This is a genomic window from Segatella sp., assembly GCF_977051555.1.
The window spans coordinates 91,655-109,154 of sequence record NZ_CDRSSE010000002.1 but is presented as its reverse complement, the minus strand read 5'-3'; the positions used below and the strand labels follow the sequence as shown (position 1 = coordinate 109,154).

The following is a 17,500-nucleotide window of genomic DNA, read 5'->3' as shown; positions in this document are numbered from 1 at the left end:
ATTCATCACAAGCAGTGTTATGCCAATGCCTCCACTTTCCAGTCGTCGATACTTCTTCGGTCTTCCGAGAAGTTGATGCCCACCTTGTATTTCTTTCTGCTGTCATCGGCGAAGGCAGCGAGATAGTCCTTGCAGTCGATTTGCTCCATCGCTGCCTCTGCATCCTTCTTGTATTTCAGTTCCATTACATAGATGCTGCGCTTGGTTTTCAGCACCATGTCGATTCTGCCATCAGATGTAGGCACCTCTGGAGTTACATCACATCCGAGGATTAACAATATGGTGTAGAGCACGGCTTGGTAGTGGCGCTCATTGTTGTTGACCAATGTATATGGGAACTTCTTGTAGAAAGTCTGGAGATGAGGGAGGAATGCCTCCATATTGTCCTCGGCACTCAGGATGAAGTTCTTAGCCCATGCCATGTAAATAGCATCACGGTCGCCCATGCCGTCTGGGGCATAATAACGGAAGAGGCTGTTGGAGAAGCCCTTGCGCACCTCTTCGTTAGGGAAGGCAAGCTTGTATAACTTCGCCAAACGATTGTATGACTTGATTGTGAGATAGCCGCTTTGGTATAATACCGGCACAGGGTCAACAATCTTCTCTGTTGGGGTATCGAAGCGGTCGGAGGTTGTCCAAATGTCGTCTAGCTGGAGCATATCGACATTTTTCTCTTGAAGCAGTTCTATCAGGAAGGTAGGAGTGCCCGTAGAGAACCAATAGCTATCAAACTCATGGGTCTCTAAGCAATTGAACATACTGTAAGGATTATACATATCGGCACCTTTCCCACTAAAGTGATAGCCATCGTAATTATATCTCAGTTCAGCTAAGGCCTCCTCATAGTTCATATCATTGGCCTGCGCCAATACCTCTATGTCATCGTGGAAATTTTTCAAGAGTTCTTCCTTGCTGATGCCACAGATAGAACTGTACTTATCCCACATGCTGATATTCGTGATATTGTTCAGTTCGCTGAAGATGCTCAGCTGGCTAAACTTGGAGATACCAGTTAAAAAGACAAAATGAAGATTGTCCTCTTCTGACTTCAAAGGACTGAAGAAGTTGCGCATGATGTCACGTATCTTGTCCTGCAAGTCCTTGTCTTTCATAGAGTCGTGCATCGGCGCATCATATTCATCGATGAGCACAACCACATTCTTGCCAGTCTTTTGCTTGGCGGCATTGATGATGCGAATCAATCGGACATTAAAAGCCTCGGTACTAACAGAAGTTATTTGGTATAATTCCTCGTATGTTTCAAGAATCTTATCAAGAGTTTCTATCAGGCTTTCCATATTATAGTATTTCCCCTTGCTAAGATCAAGATGGATAACGGGGTGTTTCTCCCAATCTTTTTCCAAAGCTTCCAGCTTCAGCCCTTTGAATAGCTCTTTTTTCCCCTCGAAGTAGGCCTGTAGGGTTGTGACAAGGAGTGACTTTCCGAATCGTCGAGGACGACTCAGAAAGCAATATTTCTTCTCATGCACCAACTCATAGATTAAGTCGGTCTTATCTACATATACATAATTTCCCTCTATGATATTCTTGAAAGTCTGTATTCCTAGAGGATATCTTCTACCTTTCATAAGCTATTCCCTTTAATTATTGTGGCAAAGTTAAGGTATTTTTCTTGATTAACCAAACTTTTTGTAGCCTTTTAGCCCGATAATTCGAAAAATCACCTTAAATGGCTCTACTTTCTAATAAAAGTAATAAAAGATATTTATAGTCGATTCAACTCCGCATTTCCAGCACCAGTCCCCTTGTACTTGCTGCGTGTGGTATTGAACTTATAGCGAAGGGTGAGTTGCAGGTCTCTCGTACCTCGCTTAGACACTTGCAAAAGTTCCATCTTCTGGTTATAGAGCAAGTCGGCATCCCAACATTTATAAAGCAGGTCGTTGCCTTTTATTTCCAAGGTAAGTGCATCCTTTAGGAATGACTTGCTGATGCTGACATCCAGCACATGCTGCTCTTTGGCAAGATATACATTCATTGTGTTACCCTTGCTCTGATAGCGATAATCCACGTTAAGGGTGATGCCGCATGGCAAGGAGAAGGCATTGTTGAAGTTGCCCATGAAGATAGGACGGTTCAAACGATAAGATGCCACATCAGTATGGAGGGTGAACCAAGGCTTCTGCATGCCCAAGTTGATTTGCGGTGCCCAAATGCCTATCTTTGGAGCAGCACTAATGTAGGCAGTCATGCTCTTGAGGCTCTTCACGTTCTTACGACTTACCATGGTAATCGCTTCGTTCTCAGGAATTTGCTCCGCCCAATAGATGATGGCATTGCGAGAGTCCTTGTAGTTGACCATAAACTGGACGAACTTCCATACACCCGATAATTCCACTCTGTGATTGGTTTCGTTGTCGAGATAAGGATTACCTGTTTGGCGAGTAAATCGATTCATATAAGATACATTGTTGCTCAGTTGACTATATGAAGGACGAGAGGTCTTTACCGAATAGCTCAACTGTGCCATTACCTTGCCTATCTTCGCACCATAGCTGATGGTAGGAAAGAGGTTGCGGAAGGAGCGACTCTGCTCAGGCTGATAGATGCCTGCATCATAATACTTGAACCTTACATACTCGTATCGCAATCCTGCCGTGATGTTTCCTATCGGGGTGAGGCGCGCATATTGGATGAATGGACTTGCCGTCTGCTCCTCCAACTTGCTATAAGAGTTGGCGAGGAGGTCGGTGCGATTCACTTCGTAGTCATCGTTGCGATGGGTATTGATATACTCAGCTCCGTAGGAGAGATTACCGCCTAAGAGAGGAGAGGTAATTACGAGTTTGGCGGCTACCATCTTGTTGCTCACACGATTCTTGGAGTTGATGTTACGAGAATCGTGCTCCTGGCTCTGTTCATCGCTATAGGCATAAGCCCTGTTTGTACTGAAATAGAGGTCGGTATTCAGGTCAATTGCAGTCTTGCCCAAAATGCCGTTGTAGTAGGCATTCAATTGATGGCTAGGATTGTCCTTGTCAACCGTCAGACCATCGGTTTTGATATAGTCGTAAAACTTACCGTCGGCTGTCACCTGACTATCGAAAAAATCTTTTGAGCGAGAATAGCCTGGCGAGGTCAAGGTGTATCTCGCACCAATAGAATGATTGGCATTGAAATCATAGCTAAAACCACTGATAAGACGGTGCGATTCTTTGCGACCTGTTACTTCGTTGTTGTTATGCTGTTGCCAAAGCGTATCTACATGTACAGTCTGCTCGTAGGTGGCCTTTTGCATCCATGTTGCATCAGAGAACTTATAAGTGGCAAAAAGATTCAGCCCATTATGGCGATAGTTCATGTTAACCTGTTGGATGGTATTGTCGTGCTTATTGTACCAATACACAGAGCGAGTATCAAAGCCGAAACCTTCGCCTTTCTTCTTGATGGTCTTGATTTTGATTACCGCATTTACCGAAGCATCGTAGGTGGCTCCTGGATTCTGGATGACTTCCACACTCTTGATGTCGGAAGATTTGATGTTATCCAACTCACTGATGTCTTGTATCTTCCTGCCGTTGATATATATAATAGGTGTACCCTTGCCGACCACCTCATATCCATCTTTCTTCTTCACGATACTCGGCACATGCTTCAATACATCTTCTGCCGTACCCATCTTGCTAAGCACGGTTCCTGCCACATTGGTCAGCAGTCCTTCGTGGGTCTTCTTATATTGAGGAAGATGAGCTTTCACCACCACTTCGCCAAGTTCTTTGGAGAACTTATCAAATAGGGTCGTGTCGGAAATCTGTTCGCCGTTGATGTTCTGTGCCATCATCTGTGTTAAAGTAATGCCACAGAAGGATGCTACTAATGCAAGTTTTTTCATTTTCTTACTATTCTTTATGTTGTTACTATTCTTATTTGTTGCTAAATAGCAAGGCAACGACTATGCCAAAAACATAAACAACTGATTATCAGAATATATAGAAAGAAAGTCCATAAAACGACCTGTCTAAATACTTGACACGGCTGTCTAGTTATTAGACACTCTGTGGTTTAACGATTTTAGTTGACCACCTTAAATAGATAGCCATATCTGGAGTTTGACTTCATATTTTTCACAAAACAAGTCCACTGGTTCACAAAAAACACGCTACCTCCAGCCATACTTTTTAAATATTTTGCTTACCTTTGCACCAAACTTATCAGTATGGAAGAATATCTCATCATATCAAATGCCAACTTTTTGCTCAGAGTGGCTTCCGAACAGATAGCATACGTCTGTTCGGAAGGAAGCTATTGCAATCTCCGACTCACCAACGGCGATGAATACACCTTCGCGTTCAACCTTGTGGTCTTCGAGAAAAAAATAGTAGAGCAACTTGCCCAAACGGCTCACTTCTTCGCTCGTGTCGGCAGAAACTACATTATTAATAGTCAGCACATTTTCAGCATCAACCTCAACACTTCAGAACTAGTGTTGTACAACGAGCGGTTTAGCGAGAAATTCACCCTGCACGTCAGCAAGGAACCACTCAAACAATTAAAAGCACTTTTAGACAACTCCATAAAATCATAAAAGGTATGAAAGGAAAAAACAATCAGGAAGAAACTTATTTCCTGGGCAAAGCTCAGGAAACAAGATACACAAAATCTCATATATATAAAAAGGTATTTGGGTTAGTCGCTTGCGTGATAGCAATAATAGGTATAACCCTCATCCTTATGTTCAAACCGCAAAGCGTATCGCAACCCCATGTGTTAAAGACGATAGCTGTTTTGCCAGAAGGTGGTCAGATGCCTATCTTCAACGGCAATGGCGACATCAACGATTTCTTGAGATGGGTGATGACAAACATCCAATATCCTAAAGGATTGGAAGACAAGCCTGCGCGAGTCGTCATCAACTTCACCGTTCAAAAGGATGGAACATTGGGATTGTTTAAAGTTCTCGAAGCTCCAAAAGAAAAGGCCTATGAGCAGACTGTGATTGAATTGCTCAAGAGAAGTCCCCAATGGAAGCCTGCCCGACTCTCCGATGGCGAGGAAGTAAACATGGAGTTTACCTTGCCAGTCGTTTTCACTCCCGAAGTAAGAAAGAAATAATCAGCAAAAACGATGAAACAGTTTAGATTGATCCTTATATTATGGCTATGTATGGCAATGAATGCCATGGGCAACGAGACCACAGCTAATCTACTTCAACAAGGAGATAGCTGTTTGAGTAGATATGATGTATTTCATGCTACCCAATACTACCAAAAGTATTTGGAAACAAATCCATCTCACCTGGAAGCACGCAGGAAACTGGCTTCCTGCTACCGGAAAGTAGGCAACTACACCGCCTGCATTTCTTGCCTAGACAAGATTCCATCAGATAGCATCCACCACGAAGACATGCGAATGTACTATTATGCGTATCTCAATCAGAATAACAATGACAAGGTTTCTCTTTGGGGCGAGCGCATAGCCTCTTCATTTCCATACGACAGCGAAATTATTGCTTCGCTTGCCTCTCATTACAATGGAGCAAACCAACCTGGCAAAGCCGAGGAAGTGGCAAAGAATTACATCTACAAATGTGATTCCACGAACTTGTACATCAACAAGGAATATGCTTATTCCCTATTCATGCAATTCAAATACGATGAGGCTATACCCTTGTATGAGAAACTGATAGCGCAAGGATTTGATAATTTCGAATCCAACTTCATCCTTGGTCTCTGTTATGAGGACCTGCCGGACAACGAAAAAGCGCTGAAACATTACCAAAAAGCAGTTCTGTTCAAAAGCGACAATGCCACTTGCCTTTTCCACTTGGCTCTGGTAGAGAAAGCCTTCAACATGGATTCGCTATCCATGGCTCATTTCAATCAGTCGCTAGAAGTCTCCCTACCCAAAGGCAGAGCATTGCGTACCTATAAATGGTTGGCCGACTTGCATTTTCAACATAACCGATATGCAGATGCCGCACGTGACTTTGAGTTATGCACCCTATACGATGAGGAAGATAATCCTCTCAACTATTACAATGCCGCCCAAATGTTCATAGCTTCCAAAAACAAACTGAAAGCGAAACTGTATCTCCAGATGTTCTTAGCAAATGCAAACAGGCTGGAAGACAAGAAAGAGGCAGCACAACTCATATCCAAAGCGAAAGAGCAACTCAAACAATAACCATCAAACTCACATAAACACATGAAAATAAATTTTATCTTAGGTTCAGCATTATTGCTGAGCCAGCCCCTTTGCGCTCAAAACGAAGAGACAAAAGACACGCTTACCACACAGATGATGATGCACAACCTGCCAGAGGTTTTCGTCAAGGCGACACGCCCTATCGTCAAAGCAGAAAGAGGACAGTTGGTTTACAATATGCCACTTCTCATAGAGAAAATGCCGGCTGACAACGCTTATGATGCCCTTACCCGAATACCAGGAGTAAACGAGCTAAACGGTAACATCAATTATGCAGGAAAAGAACTGACCCTCATCATCAACGGCAAATCAACCACGCTCAACTACGCACAACTGGCAGAGCGATTAAAAGCCATGCCCGCATCTCAATTAGCCAAAGCCGAAGTGATGCTGGCAGCGCCAGCACGCTTACATATTCGTGGAATGGTTATCAACCTGGTTATCAAAGACTATGCAGGAAAGAATCTGCTTTCAGGGCAAATACAAAGCACCTGGAACCAAAGCAAATACGGAGAAGGAGAAGGCAAAGGCAACCTGCTGTTCCAAAAAGGAAAATTCGGACTGGATGCCATGTATTCATTTACAGATGGGACATCATACGGTGAGACGACTACCAATGCCAATCATCCCCTTCAAGGGAAACGAGTAGCGTATCATGACAAGACCTCACAGAAAGCCCTTGGATTGACTCACAACTATCGCATGGGATTGAGCTATGCCATTGCTAATAACCACCAGCTATCCCTGGCATATACAGGAAAATGGGATAGCAGCCATCCTCATCATGAAACGATGGGAACAGGCACATCCCAGCAACAGGGCAATGAGCATACCTACCTGCACAATGTAGATGCCAGCTACAACCTGCCCTTTGGACTACAAATAGGCATATCTTATCTCAACTACCAAAATCCCAACCAGCAACATCTGGCAGGAACGATTCTTGACGAAGAGCGTATTCTATACACAAACAGCAAACAAGTAATAGACAAATGGCTTTTCACCGCCGATCAATCCCACTCATTGAAGAAGGGTTGGGAACTATCGTATGGTATGAAATTCCAAAACAGCAACAACAGAAGCTACCAAACCACGACCAACAAGGATGAAGCAGAAATTCCAGATGCAACCAGCCAGGTGAATATCGAAGAAAGAATCTTGAGTTTCTATGGCGGCATAAGCAAACAGATAAACGAGCGAATCAGCTTGGAAGCCTCTGTCGAAGCAGAACAATACCATTCTCCACAGTGGAACAAATGGCATATTTATCCCACACTTAATGCATCGTGGAAAGCCAATCCTGGCAACATACTCAACTTATCCTTCAGTTCCAGCTCACAGTTTCCTAGCTATTGGTCAACTATGAGCAGCATTTACTATGCCTCTACTTATATGGAGATATGGGGAAATCCTCATCTCAAGCCTTACTCTACATACGAGACCAACTTGATGTGGACGATAAAAAGTCGCCATACATTAATGGCATTTGCAGAGTTTCAACCCAACTATTCTGTGCAGTTGCCTTATCAGACTACCGACCATCTGGCAGTCATCATGAAGGAGACCAATTTCGACTATAACCATACTATGGGCATTAGAGCATCGACGACTTTCGGTATAGGCAATTGGATGAACGGAAGTGTTTCGGCAACAGGAATCTACAGACATGACAAGAGTAGCGATTTCTTTGACTTGCCCTTCAATCGCAAACATATCTCTGCCATTCTTGCAGGAAATCTATCCGCTCAACTTAGTCGAAGCCATCACATCCATTTCATACTTAACCCATTCTATCAGTCGAAAGCCATTCAAGGGCTCTATGACATCAAATCAGTCTTTCTCTTGAATGCTATGTTGAGGTGGGCTTCCGATAATGAAAAATGGAGCATTGTGGTTAAAGGCAGCAACATCTTCAACGAGGGATTCTCTACAAAATCAGTACAAGGCAATCAAGACTATCACATGAACATCAAACAAGATTGGGCATCAGCCTCCATCTCCATCATCTGTAAGATAGGCAAGTACAAGGAGAAGAGAACCAAGGACGTGGATACTTCCAGAATGGGAGTTAACTAGCGACTTTCTTAAAAAATCGTCAGAAACAAGCGTTCTTTCTTAAAAAATCGTCTATAAACACGCTATTTTCAGATAAAAGTAGTATCTTTGCACCGCAATAGCATTATAATATAAGACGACAATGAAAATAACAATTATCGGAGCAGGTGCTATGGGCGGTGCCATGGCAGAAGGACTCTTGCAGAGCGAGAAGTTCACTCCATCAGATATTACGGTATCAGACCATAACCAACCAGTATTGGATCACTTCGCAAGCGAAGGAGCCAGCGTAACTCTCGATAACCAGTTGGCTTGCCACGGCGCAGACATCGTATGCGTGGTAGTAAAACCATGGTGTGTAGAGAAGACATTGAAGGGTATCAAGGATGCACTCAACTACAAGAGTCAGAAACTCGTGGTCGTAGCAGCCGGTGTGCCATCAGCCAACATCAAGGAGTGGCTCGACAAGGAAGGTATCACCCCTACCTTCTTCCTCGTGATGCCAAACATCGCCATCGCCTACAAGCAGTCGATGACCTTCATCACTCCAGTAGATGCATCTGCTACAGAAATCCAGCAGATTACAGAAATCTTCGATGAATTGGGCGAAAGCCTCATCATGGAAGAGCGTCTCTTCCCTGCAGCCACAGCCATGTCGTGTGCCATCGCCTACGCCATGCGCTATGTAAGAGCCAATGTGGAAGGCGGCGTAGAGATGGGATTCAAGGCTAAGGATGCCCAGAAGATTGTCTTGCAGACTATCAAGGGGGCCGTAGAGCTGCTTCAGGAAACTGGCGAACACCCAGAGGCTGCCATTGATAAGGTTACTACTCCTGGCGGCTGCACCATCAAGGGCCTCAACACCATGGAACAGGGCGGCTTTACCAGCGCTGTGATCAATGGTTTGCTGGCAGGAAAAAGATAAAACAACCAATAAAATATTCGATTATGGACGAAGCTATCAAGCAAATCGGTGAAAGACTGAAAGGTCTTCGCGATGTTCTCAACATTCCGGCAGAGGAAGTGGCTGAACTTTGCGAAATCAGTCTTGACCACTATCTCAAGATTGAGTCGGGAGAAGCCGACCCATCCGTGTATCGACTTTCAAAGATTTCAAAGCGATACGGCATCGATCTCGACGTGCTGCTCTTCGGCGAGGAGCCTCGCATGAAGGGATACTACGTAACCCGCAAGGGACAGGGACCGGAGATTGACCGCAACAACCAGTATAAATATCAGAGCCTCGCCGTAGGATTCAAGGATAGAAAGGTGAATCCGTTCATGGTGCAGGTGGATCCGTTGCCAGGCGACAAGAAGCCTAACAAGAACGGACACGACGGACAGGAATATGACTATGTGATTGAGGGACAGCTGGAAGTAACCATCGAAGAGAAAGTGATGGTGCTGAACCCAGGCGACAGCATCTACTTCGACAGCAAGAAGTCGCATTGCTTCCGCTCACTCAATGGTGAGCCAGCCAAGTTCCTTTGTATAATTATCTAGAAGAGTAACTATGATCGAGAGATTTCTAAAACAGACAAAATTCACTTCAGAGCAAGACTTCAAGGAGCATCTGGAGTTTATCATACCAGAAGATTTCAACTTTGCCTACGACGTGATGGACGAATGGGCAAAGATCAAACCAGACCACGTGGCGCTGCTTTGGGCAAGCGAACGTGGTGAGGAAATCCGTTTTACATACAAGGACCTGAAGGAGCAGAGCGACAAGGCTGCTGCTTACTTCCAGAGTCTCGGCATCGGTCACGATGATAAGGTAATGCTGATTCTGAAGCGTCACTATCAGTGGTGGCTTGCCATGCTCGGTCTCCACAAGTTGGGTGCCGTAGCCATCCCTGCTACCCACATGCTTACCAAGCACGACATCGTTTACCGCAACAATGCAGCAAGCGTGAAGGCTATCATCTGCTGCGGCGATGATTACGTGGTAGAGCAGGTTAACGAGGCAATGCCAGAGAGTCCGACTGTCAAGACATTGATCAGTATCGGTCCGGATATCCCTGAAGGTTTCCACGACTGGATGAAGGAATGGAACGAATGCGCTCCTTTCGTTCGTCCGGATCATGTAAACTCTAACGAAGATACCCTGCTGATGTACTTCACATCGGGAACCACTGGCGAGCCAAAGATGGTGGCACACGATCACCTCTATGCCCTCGGTCATCTGACCACGGGTGTATATTGGCACAATCTCCACGAGAATTCCATCCACCTTACCGTAGCCGATACCGGTTGGGGCAAGGCTGTATGGGGCAAGCTCTACGGACAATGGTTTGCCGGAGCCACCGTCTTCGTCTTCGATCACGAGAAGTTTACGGCTGATAAGATCATGCGCCAGATTGAGAAGTATCACATCACCTCTTTCTGTGCCCCTCCTACTATCTACCGCTTCATGATTCAGGAGGATTTCTCTAAGTATGACCTCAGCAGTCTTGAATACTGCACCACAGCGGGTGAGGCAATGAACCCATCCGTGGCAGAGACCTTCCAGAAGCTGACGGGTGTTCAGATTTACGAGGGTTTCGGACAGACAGAGACCACGATGACATTGGGAACCTTCCCTTGGATCAAGCCAAAGCCAGGAAGCATGGGCAAGCCTAACCCACAATATGATGTTCACATCCTTCGTCCAGACATGACAGAATGCGAGGATGGTGAAAAGGGCGAGATTTGCATCCGCATCGGCGACGACAAGCCTATCGGTCTCTTCAAATATTACTATCGTGATGAAAAGCAGACCAAATCGGTTTGGCATGATGGTTTCTATCACACGGGCGATATGGCCTGGCGTGATGAAGAAGGCTACTTCTGGTTTGAGGGCAGAATCGACGACGTGATCAAGAGTTCTGGCTACCGTATCGGTCCTTTCGAGGTAGAGAATGCCCTGATGACTCACCCTGCCGTAGTAGAGTGCGCCATCACCGGTGTGCCAGACCCAATCCGCGGTATGGTAGTCAAGGCTACCGTCGTACTGAAGGATGAATACAAGAGTATGGCAGGTCCAGACCTCGTCAAGAAGCTGCAGGATCATGTGAAGCATGAGACTGCCCCTTATAAATATCCTCGCATCATCGAATTCGTAGATGAACTGCCAAAGACCATCTCGGGCAAGATTCGAAGAGTAGAGATTCGAGAAAAAGACAATAAAAAATAAAGAAGAATGCGCTGGGAGGGCAGGTTTTGTTTCCTACCCTCACCCAGTATGTCAACATAAAAGAATTTATGAGACGAATAGTAGTAAAGGTGGGCAGCAACGTACTGACCCGAGAGGATGGACATTTGAACGTAACAAGAATGTCGGCTTTGGTAGACCAACTGGCTTGGTTGAGAAGGCACGACTACGAGGTGATCCTCGTATCTTCTGGTGCCGTAATGGCAGGAAGAGGCGAGCTTCAGGTAGACCACCAGCTGGACAGTGTAGAACAGCGACAGTTGTTCTCTTCGGTAGGTCAAGGCAAGCTGATTAGATTGTATTACGACTTGTTCAGAGAATACAACATCAAGGTGGGACAAGTATTGACCATGAAGGAAAATTTCCTCGCCAAGGAACAATACCAGAACCAAAAGGCTTGTATGGAACTGATGTTGGAGAACGGCGTTCTCCCTATCGTCAACGAGAACGATACCGTATGCCTCACCGAGTTGATGTTCACCGATAATGACGAGTTGTCAGGCTTGATAGCCAGGATGCTGAATGCCGATGCCCTCGTCTTGCTCTCCAATGTAGATGGCATCTACAATGGCGACCCTTCCCTACCAACCTCTCGCATCATCCCTTCGGTATATTACGACAGAGACGTGAGCGAGTATGTGAGTGACGAGAAAAGCAGCCATGGCAGAGGTGGTATGATCTCCAAGTTGAAGACCGCACAGGATGTAGCCAATGCGGGCATCAAGGTCATCATCGCCAACGGTAACACGCCCAACATCCTCATCGACTTGAAGGAGCATCCCATGGAAACCTTACATACAGAATTTGCACCAAGGCCTCAAATATAAATCTATATTTGGGGCCTTGCCCTTTTATCTGACATAGAGGCTTGTCACGAGTAATCGGATGGTGCCATCCCTTTCATCTTCTTAAACACCTTTGAGAAATAATTAGGGTCAGAGAAGCCACAAGCGTATGCTGTCTCCGACACATTATAACCCTCGGAAAGCATGTGGCAAGCACGTTCTATACGCTTATGACGGATATAGTCACCCATAGAGATATTCATGAGGCTCTTCATCTTGGTATATAAGAGACTCCTGGAAATGCCCATACTAGAAGTGATGTCGTCTATGGAGAAATTAGCATTTTCCAAGTTTACTTCCACCATATCGCTAATGCTCGTGACAAAGTCCTTGTCCAGTTGTGTCAATGTATTGTTGGCTTCAATGGCCTCCTTGCCTCCCTCAACGATCTTCTCTTGGCGATTACGCACCAATCGAAGGATATTACCAATCTGATAACATAGGGCAACAGGGTCAAATGGCTTGGAGATATACACATCCGCACCATCCTTGTAACCGCTCTTGATGTCATCAGGGTCGCTCTTGGCAGTCAACAGAATGACAGGAATATGCGATGTAGCCATATTACCTTTCAGCATGTTGCAAAGTTCATTACCTGTCATCCTAGGCATCATCACGTCTGATACCACCATTTCAATGTCCTGTCGAGAGATGGCAATATTCCAAGCCTCCTGTCCGTCTTTCGCCGTAACGACATGATATTCCTTGCCCAACAAATCAGCCAAGAACTTCAACATGTCCGCATTATCCTCCACAACCAATAAGGTATGCATGCCTTCGCCAACTTCTTTTTCTTTTGAAAGCTGTGTCACAACACCATCTTGGGAATCTACACTCAAAGGCTCTGCCTTGCTGACATAATCCTTCACGGTAACCAATTCTTTGTCAGATGAGATCTTGTCTTTTTCAGTAAATGCGTCTTCTGCCACATCAATCCATACCGTGAAAGTACTACCCTTTCCCAATTCACTATCTACAGCAACACTACCCTTATGAATCTCTGCCAAGCGACGAACCAAAGACAAGCCGATACCCCAGCCTTTACTATTGGCATTAAAGCCACGCTTGGTTTGATAATATCGCTCAAAGATATTAGCGATTTCTTCTTTCATGATGCCAATGCCCGTGTCGGCAACTTCCATCTTCAGGAACAAGTCGGGAGACTCTAGCTTCCGCACCATCTCCGCCCCAATGGTAATGACACCACCAGTGGAAGTAAACTTCATCGCATTCGACATCAAATTGTTGAGGATATGCTCTATATAAGAAGGTGAGAACCATCCATCCTCACCATTATCAATGGTATGAATCTCCAGTTTGAGCTGTTTTGCGGAAACCACCTCCTTGAAATTGGCAGCCACCATGGCTACAAATTCCACAGGATTGCCTTGTTGTACATAAAATGGGAAGTTGTCGGACTCTATCTTGTTGAATGTCACCAACTCATTGATCATGTGCTCCATCTTGGTAGCATTACGTATCGCCATATCGAGCGAAGTCTTAGCCTCATCACTGAGTTGTGAGACGGCAATCGTCTTCAAAGGGGCTTTAATCAGTGCCAACGGCGTCTTCAACTCATGAGAGACCATCGTAAAGAAGTTGGACTTCATCTTATCCACCTCCTTCACCTTTTCCTTCTCCAAACTCACATACTTGATTTCCGCCTTTTCCTTCATTCGCATATTATAGAAAGCGATAGTTCCAATAGCTACACCACACAGAAGAAGCAAATAGATGAATATCGCTAGATTGGAGCGATAGAACGGAGCCTCAACAACAATATCCAAGACCCGCTCACTCATGTTGTCTTCTTTCATGATGCCATTGTTGGCCCTTACATGGAGGCGATAGTTGCCTGGCTGAAGCAGATAACCATTAAATCGGTGCTCCGTACCCACATCTCGCCAATCCTTGTCTATGCCATCCACCTTAATCTGATACCTCACATTCTCCATACAGCCTGGCATGACGACACCATATTCTATGGAGAACGACTTTGCCTGGTCATAGCTCAAGACGATCTCGTCGGTACAGTCTAGGCGAGTCTTGAGTGGGGAGTCTTCACTTGCCACACTCATGAGCTTGTTGTTGATGTAAAGCTGCTTGAAATGTATTTGATAATGAATGGCCTTATCCACTATCTTTTGAGGATAGAAAGTTAGCAGTCCATCAAAGGTACCCATCATCATAAAGCCCCGTGGAGAGTAATAAGATGAGGTAAAGTTAAACTGATTGACTGGTAGCTCTGCATTCGCAGAAAAGCAACGCGTGCTTCCATCCACGAGATGATAGCGATAGAGACCGCGATCCGTACCAATCCACAAACAATGATTGGCATCCTCGACAATGCTGCAAATCGTGCATTCCTGCGGAAGTCCACAAGAAGCATGCTTTATCTTCTGCTTGTCGTTAACATTTAGATAAAACATTCCGCAGTTGTTGGTGCCAATCCAAATTCTCTTTTGAGAATCTTCAAATACGACGATAATATAATTATCCGTCAACCCACAATGGCTTTCCTTACTGTAGCGTATCACCTTGCCATGGTCTATGCAGAAAAGGCCATAAGAAGTAGTTGACGCCCACAAGCGATGCTTGCTATCCTCAAAAAGCGAATAGATGAACACATGGTCAAGAAGTTGATGACCTATCTTGCGGAAAACATTGTACTTGGCATCATAATAGCGTAGACCATCCATGGTAGCGACCCAAATCCTACCATTCGAAGTCTTACAGACATCAAAGATTCCCGCCGATGTGATGCCATTCGTATAAAAATATTGCGAATATTGATGCGTTCCTAATTGATAACGGAACAATCCATTGAAGCGTGAGCCTATCCACATGTCACGAGACACAGGGTCATAATAAAGACTATGCACATTGGAACCTAGCGTTGGGATGCTCGTAAAAGGAGTAAAGACATGGTTCTGCATATCATAGATGAAGACACCATTATCCTCAGTAGCAATCCAAACCAATCCGCCCTCCGCCTCAACTATTGAGCGAGGAATACGTGCATTGAATGCCCCAGGTTTGCCATTGGCATAATCATGTATAAACCAAGAGTTGCGCTTGACCAAGTAATCCACGCCTCCGAAATAGGAGCCAATCCAGATATTATCCTCCTTGTCCGACAAGATACTATAGATAGCATTATCCGTCAAACTGTTCGACTTATTAGGCTCTTTTTTGATTCTCTCTATATGCCCATCAGGAGCAATCACGGCAATACCCATCTCCGTGCCTAGCCAGATGTTATGGCGCTTGTCCTCGGTGATGGTTCGCACAATTCCTCCCGTAAGCCATTTCGCTTCATACTTCACTTCCTTACCAGTGGCAAGAGTGACGCATGCCAATCCCCCATTGTCACATCCAATCCACAAGCGTTGACGAGAATCCACATAAAGTGGCTTGATGGTGTTTAACTCTATGCTCGAATTTCCCAAACCATCCAATTTGTGAAGATTTATCTTGGATAGCGTTGCATTAAAAGAAAAGACAGCCTTGTTGGTAGATACAAAGATATTACCCTTACCGTCCCTTGCCATGGAGGCGATGGCTCCATAGTTGAGAGACGGATAAACGGAGAAGGCATCCGTTTTCTTGTCATAGACAAAGAGCTTGTCATGGCCCGTTAGGATTCGACCATCTTTCGTTTCCACGAAACTTGCGCAATACCCCTTGACATTACCATAATTTTGGAAGTCGTCCGTTTTGGAGCGATAACGGCTCACACCATTTTCGGTAGCAACCCACAAGTTCTTCTTGGAATCCAAAAACATTCCATGAACGAAATTATGTATCAACGAATGTGCCATTCCTTCTTGATGGTGATAAGTCTGCACATTATAACCATCAAACTTGGCCAACCCATTTCGGGTACCAATCCAGATATATCCATCGGCATCTTGCACGATGGCTTCCACTTGTTGATTAGGCAAGCCATTAGAGGTATTGAGATGTCGAAAGCCGAAGTCCAAGGCCCATGCTGACCATGTATTGACTACAGAAAAAACTAATGTCAAGAGTATTTGTTTCATCTATGTTACTTTTATTTCAAGTGCAAATATAACCTTTTTTATTGGTAATCCTGCACTTTTTACAAGTATTTTTGACCAGACTAGACAGAATTACCCATATCCAAGACGATATTACCCATGATGGCTTGAAATATTATGTACTTTTGCAATCGAAATTAACAATCTAATTATTTATAACGATGTACAAAAGAACAACCATCCTTTCAGCACGGCTACTCTCTACATGCATGGCCTCCCTATTCATGATACCATCTTGTAGTTCAAACGAGCCACAATATCCTGAGATCAACAATAAAGATAATAATAAGGAGAAAAAGACTATCTTGACAGAAGCCGACCCTACCATCTTCAGAGACACCGATGGCACCTATTATTTATATGGCACAGGAGCTCAATCCGACAAAGGCTTCTATGTCTATCAGTCGAAGGATCTCAAGGAATGGTCTGGACCTGTTGGCAAGGAAAACGGCTTTTGCCTCACGAGCAACACTTCGTTCGGAACCACAGGTTTTTGGGCGCCACAAGTAGCCAAACGAGGCGACACCTACTATATGTTCTATACAGCCAATGAGCAAATTGCTGTAGCCACAGCCCCATCTCCATTGGGACCATTCAGTCAACCCAACAAGCAGATGATTCAAGCACCTTGCAAGACTATTGACCCCTACGTATTGTTTGACAACGACGGAAAGGTGTATCTTTATCATGTAAGACTTCAAAACGGCAATCGCATCTATGTAGCCGAGATGACAGACGACCTTAGCTCCATCAAGGAAGAAACCGCCAAGGAATGCATCAGCGCCAGCTTGCCATGGGAAGATACCGAACAAGTGGCATGGAAAGTGACAGAAGGCCCAACGGTTTTGCATATCGGCGACACCTATTATATGTTCTATTCCGCCAACGACTTTCGTAACATTGATTATGCAGTGGGCATAGCCACAGCCGATAATCCATACGGACCATGGACCAAGCAGAATGCACCTATCATCTCACGAACTAACATCGGGTATTACGGAACAGGACATGGAGATGCTTTTCTAGATGATGCAGGCAAGTGGAAGTACGTATTCCACACGCACCAAAGCTTCACGGAGGTAGCTCCTCGCAAGACCGCTCTCGTAGGATTGAACTTCAAGAATGGTAGTTTTACCATCGAAGAGAATACGTTCACCTATTTATATAAGAAATAACTCTAACTA

At 44.8% G+C, this 17,500-nt stretch carries 11 protein-coding genes and 1 pseudogene; 9 read left to right on the top strand and 3 right to left on the bottom strand.

Annotation, left to right across the window (positions count from 1 at the left end):
* Positions 1–17: 17 nt before the first annotated feature.
* Both ACWJAO_RS01045 and ACWJAO_RS01040 read right to left on the bottom strand, forming a co-directional pair.
* Positions 18–1,589 (bottom strand): AAA family ATPase, encoded by a 1,572-nt coding sequence (locus tag ACWJAO_RS01045; protein ID WP_449138939.1) that lies wholly within the window; start codon positions 1,587–1,589, stop codon positions 18–20.
* A 137-nt stretch (positions 1,590–1,726) separates the two neighbouring features.
* On the bottom strand, positions 1,727–3,853 hold the full coding sequence (locus ACWJAO_RS01040) for a TonB-dependent receptor domain-containing protein (RefSeq protein ID WP_449138938.1): 2,127 nt from the start codon (positions 3,851–3,853) through the stop codon (positions 1,727–1,729).
* A 324-nt stretch (positions 3,854–4,177) separates the two neighbouring features.
* Between ACWJAO_RS01040 and ACWJAO_RS01035 the strand changes: the two genes are divergently transcribed.
* From ACWJAO_RS01035 to proB, 8 genes and pseudogenes are all read left to right on the top strand, one after another.
* Positions 4,178–4,546, top strand: coding sequence for a LytTR family transcriptional regulator DNA-binding domain-containing protein (locus ACWJAO_RS01035; RefSeq protein ID WP_449138937.1), 369 nt, complete (start codon positions 4,178–4,180; stop codon positions 4,544–4,546).
* A gap of 5 nt (positions 4,547–4,551) precedes the next feature.
* Positions 4,552–5,073: an energy transducer TonB family protein gene (locus ACWJAO_RS01030; protein ID WP_449138936.1), complete on the top strand. Its 522-nt coding sequence runs from the start codon at positions 4,552–4,554 to the stop codon at positions 5,071–5,073.
* Between the two features lie 12 nt (positions 5,074–5,085).
* On the top strand, positions 5,086–6,144 hold the full coding sequence (locus tag ACWJAO_RS01025) for a tetratricopeptide repeat protein (RefSeq protein WP_449138935.1): 1,059 nt from the start codon (positions 5,086–5,088) through the stop codon (positions 6,142–6,144).
* Between the two features lie 21 nt (positions 6,145–6,165).
* A complete protein-coding gene (locus tag ACWJAO_RS01020; RefSeq protein ID WP_449138934.1) occupies positions 6,166–8,241 on the top strand; it encodes an outer membrane beta-barrel protein in 2,076 nt (691 codons plus the stop codon).
* Between the two features lie 121 nt (positions 8,242–8,362).
* Positions 8,363–9,145 (top strand): pyrroline-5-carboxylate reductase family protein, encoded by a 783-nt coding sequence (locus ACWJAO_RS01015; protein ID WP_449138933.1) that lies wholly within the window; start codon positions 8,363–8,365, stop codon positions 9,143–9,145.
* 23 nt (positions 9,146–9,168) lie between these two features.
* Entirely contained in the window at positions 9,169–9,723 is a 555-nt protein-coding gene (locus ACWJAO_RS01010) for a helix-turn-helix domain-containing protein (RefSeq protein WP_449138932.1), read from the top strand.
* A gap of 10 nt (positions 9,724–9,733) precedes the next feature.
* Positions 9,734–11,392 carry an AMP-binding protein gene (locus ACWJAO_RS01005; RefSeq protein ID WP_287828564.1) on the top strand — a complete coding sequence of 553 codons (1,659 nt, stop codon included), beginning with the start codon at positions 9,734–9,736 and terminating at the stop codon, positions 11,390–11,392.
* A gap of 68 nt (positions 11,393–11,460) precedes the next feature.
* Positions 11,461–12,228 (top strand): annotated as a pseudogene (proB, locus tag ACWJAO_RS01000) (glutamate 5-kinase); the annotation flags it as partial.
* Positions 12,229–12,281: 53 nt separating this feature from the next.
* On the opposite strand, the gene ACWJAO_RS00995 reads toward proB, so the two are convergent.
* On the bottom strand, positions 12,282–16,298 hold the full coding sequence (locus tag ACWJAO_RS00995) for a hybrid sensor histidine kinase/response regulator transcription factor (protein WP_449138931.1): 4,017 nt from the start codon (positions 16,296–16,298) through the stop codon (positions 12,282–12,284).
* Positions 16,299–16,477: 179 nt separating this feature from the next.
* On the opposite strand from ACWJAO_RS00995, the gene ACWJAO_RS00990 reads away from it, so the two are divergent.
* Positions 16,478–17,491, top strand: a complete 1,014-nt coding sequence (locus tag ACWJAO_RS00990; RefSeq protein ID WP_118154081.1) for a glycoside hydrolase family 43 protein — start codon at positions 16,478–16,480, stop codon at positions 17,489–17,491.
* Positions 17,492–17,500 lie beyond the last annotated feature (9 nt).

What these genes read in the sequence shown, in the direction of transcription:
- ACWJAO_RS01045 (WP_449138939.1), bottom strand. Translation starts at nt 1,589, where the DNA reads ATGAAAGGTAGAAGATATCCTCTAGGAATACAGACTTTCAAGAATATC.
- ACWJAO_RS01015 (WP_449138933.1), top strand. Translation starts at nt 8,363, where the DNA reads ATGAAAATAACAATTATCGGAGCAGGTGCTATGGGCGGTGCCATGGCA.
- ACWJAO_RS01035 (WP_449138937.1), top strand. Translation starts at nt 4,178, where the DNA reads ATGGAAGAATATCTCATCATATCAAATGCCAACTTTTTGCTCAGAGTG.
- ACWJAO_RS00990 (WP_118154081.1), top strand. Translation starts at nt 16,478, where the DNA reads ATGTACAAAAGAACAACCATCCTTTCAGCACGGCTACTCTCTACATGC.
- ACWJAO_RS01005 (WP_287828564.1), top strand. Translation starts at nt 9,734, where the DNA reads ATGATCGAGAGATTTCTAAAACAGACAAAATTCACTTCAGAGCAAGAC.
- ACWJAO_RS01040 (WP_449138938.1), bottom strand. Translation starts at nt 3,853, where the DNA reads ATGAAAAAACTTGCATTAGTAGCATCCTTCTGTGGCATTACTTTAACA.
- ACWJAO_RS01030 (WP_449138936.1), top strand. Translation starts at nt 4,552, where the DNA reads ATGAAAGGAAAAAACAATCAGGAAGAAACTTATTTCCTGGGCAAAGCT.
- ACWJAO_RS01025 (WP_449138935.1), top strand. Translation starts at nt 5,086, where the DNA reads ATGAAACAGTTTAGATTGATCCTTATATTATGGCTATGTATGGCAATG.
- ACWJAO_RS00995 (WP_449138931.1), bottom strand. Translation starts at nt 16,298, where the DNA reads ATGAAACAAATACTCTTGACATTAGTTTTTTCTGTAGTCAATACATGG.
- ACWJAO_RS01020 (WP_449138934.1), top strand. Translation starts at nt 6,166, where the DNA reads ATGAAAATAAATTTTATCTTAGGTTCAGCATTATTGCTGAGCCAGCCC.
- ACWJAO_RS01010 (WP_449138932.1), top strand. Translation starts at nt 9,169, where the DNA reads ATGGACGAAGCTATCAAGCAAATCGGTGAAAGACTGAAAGGTCTTCGC.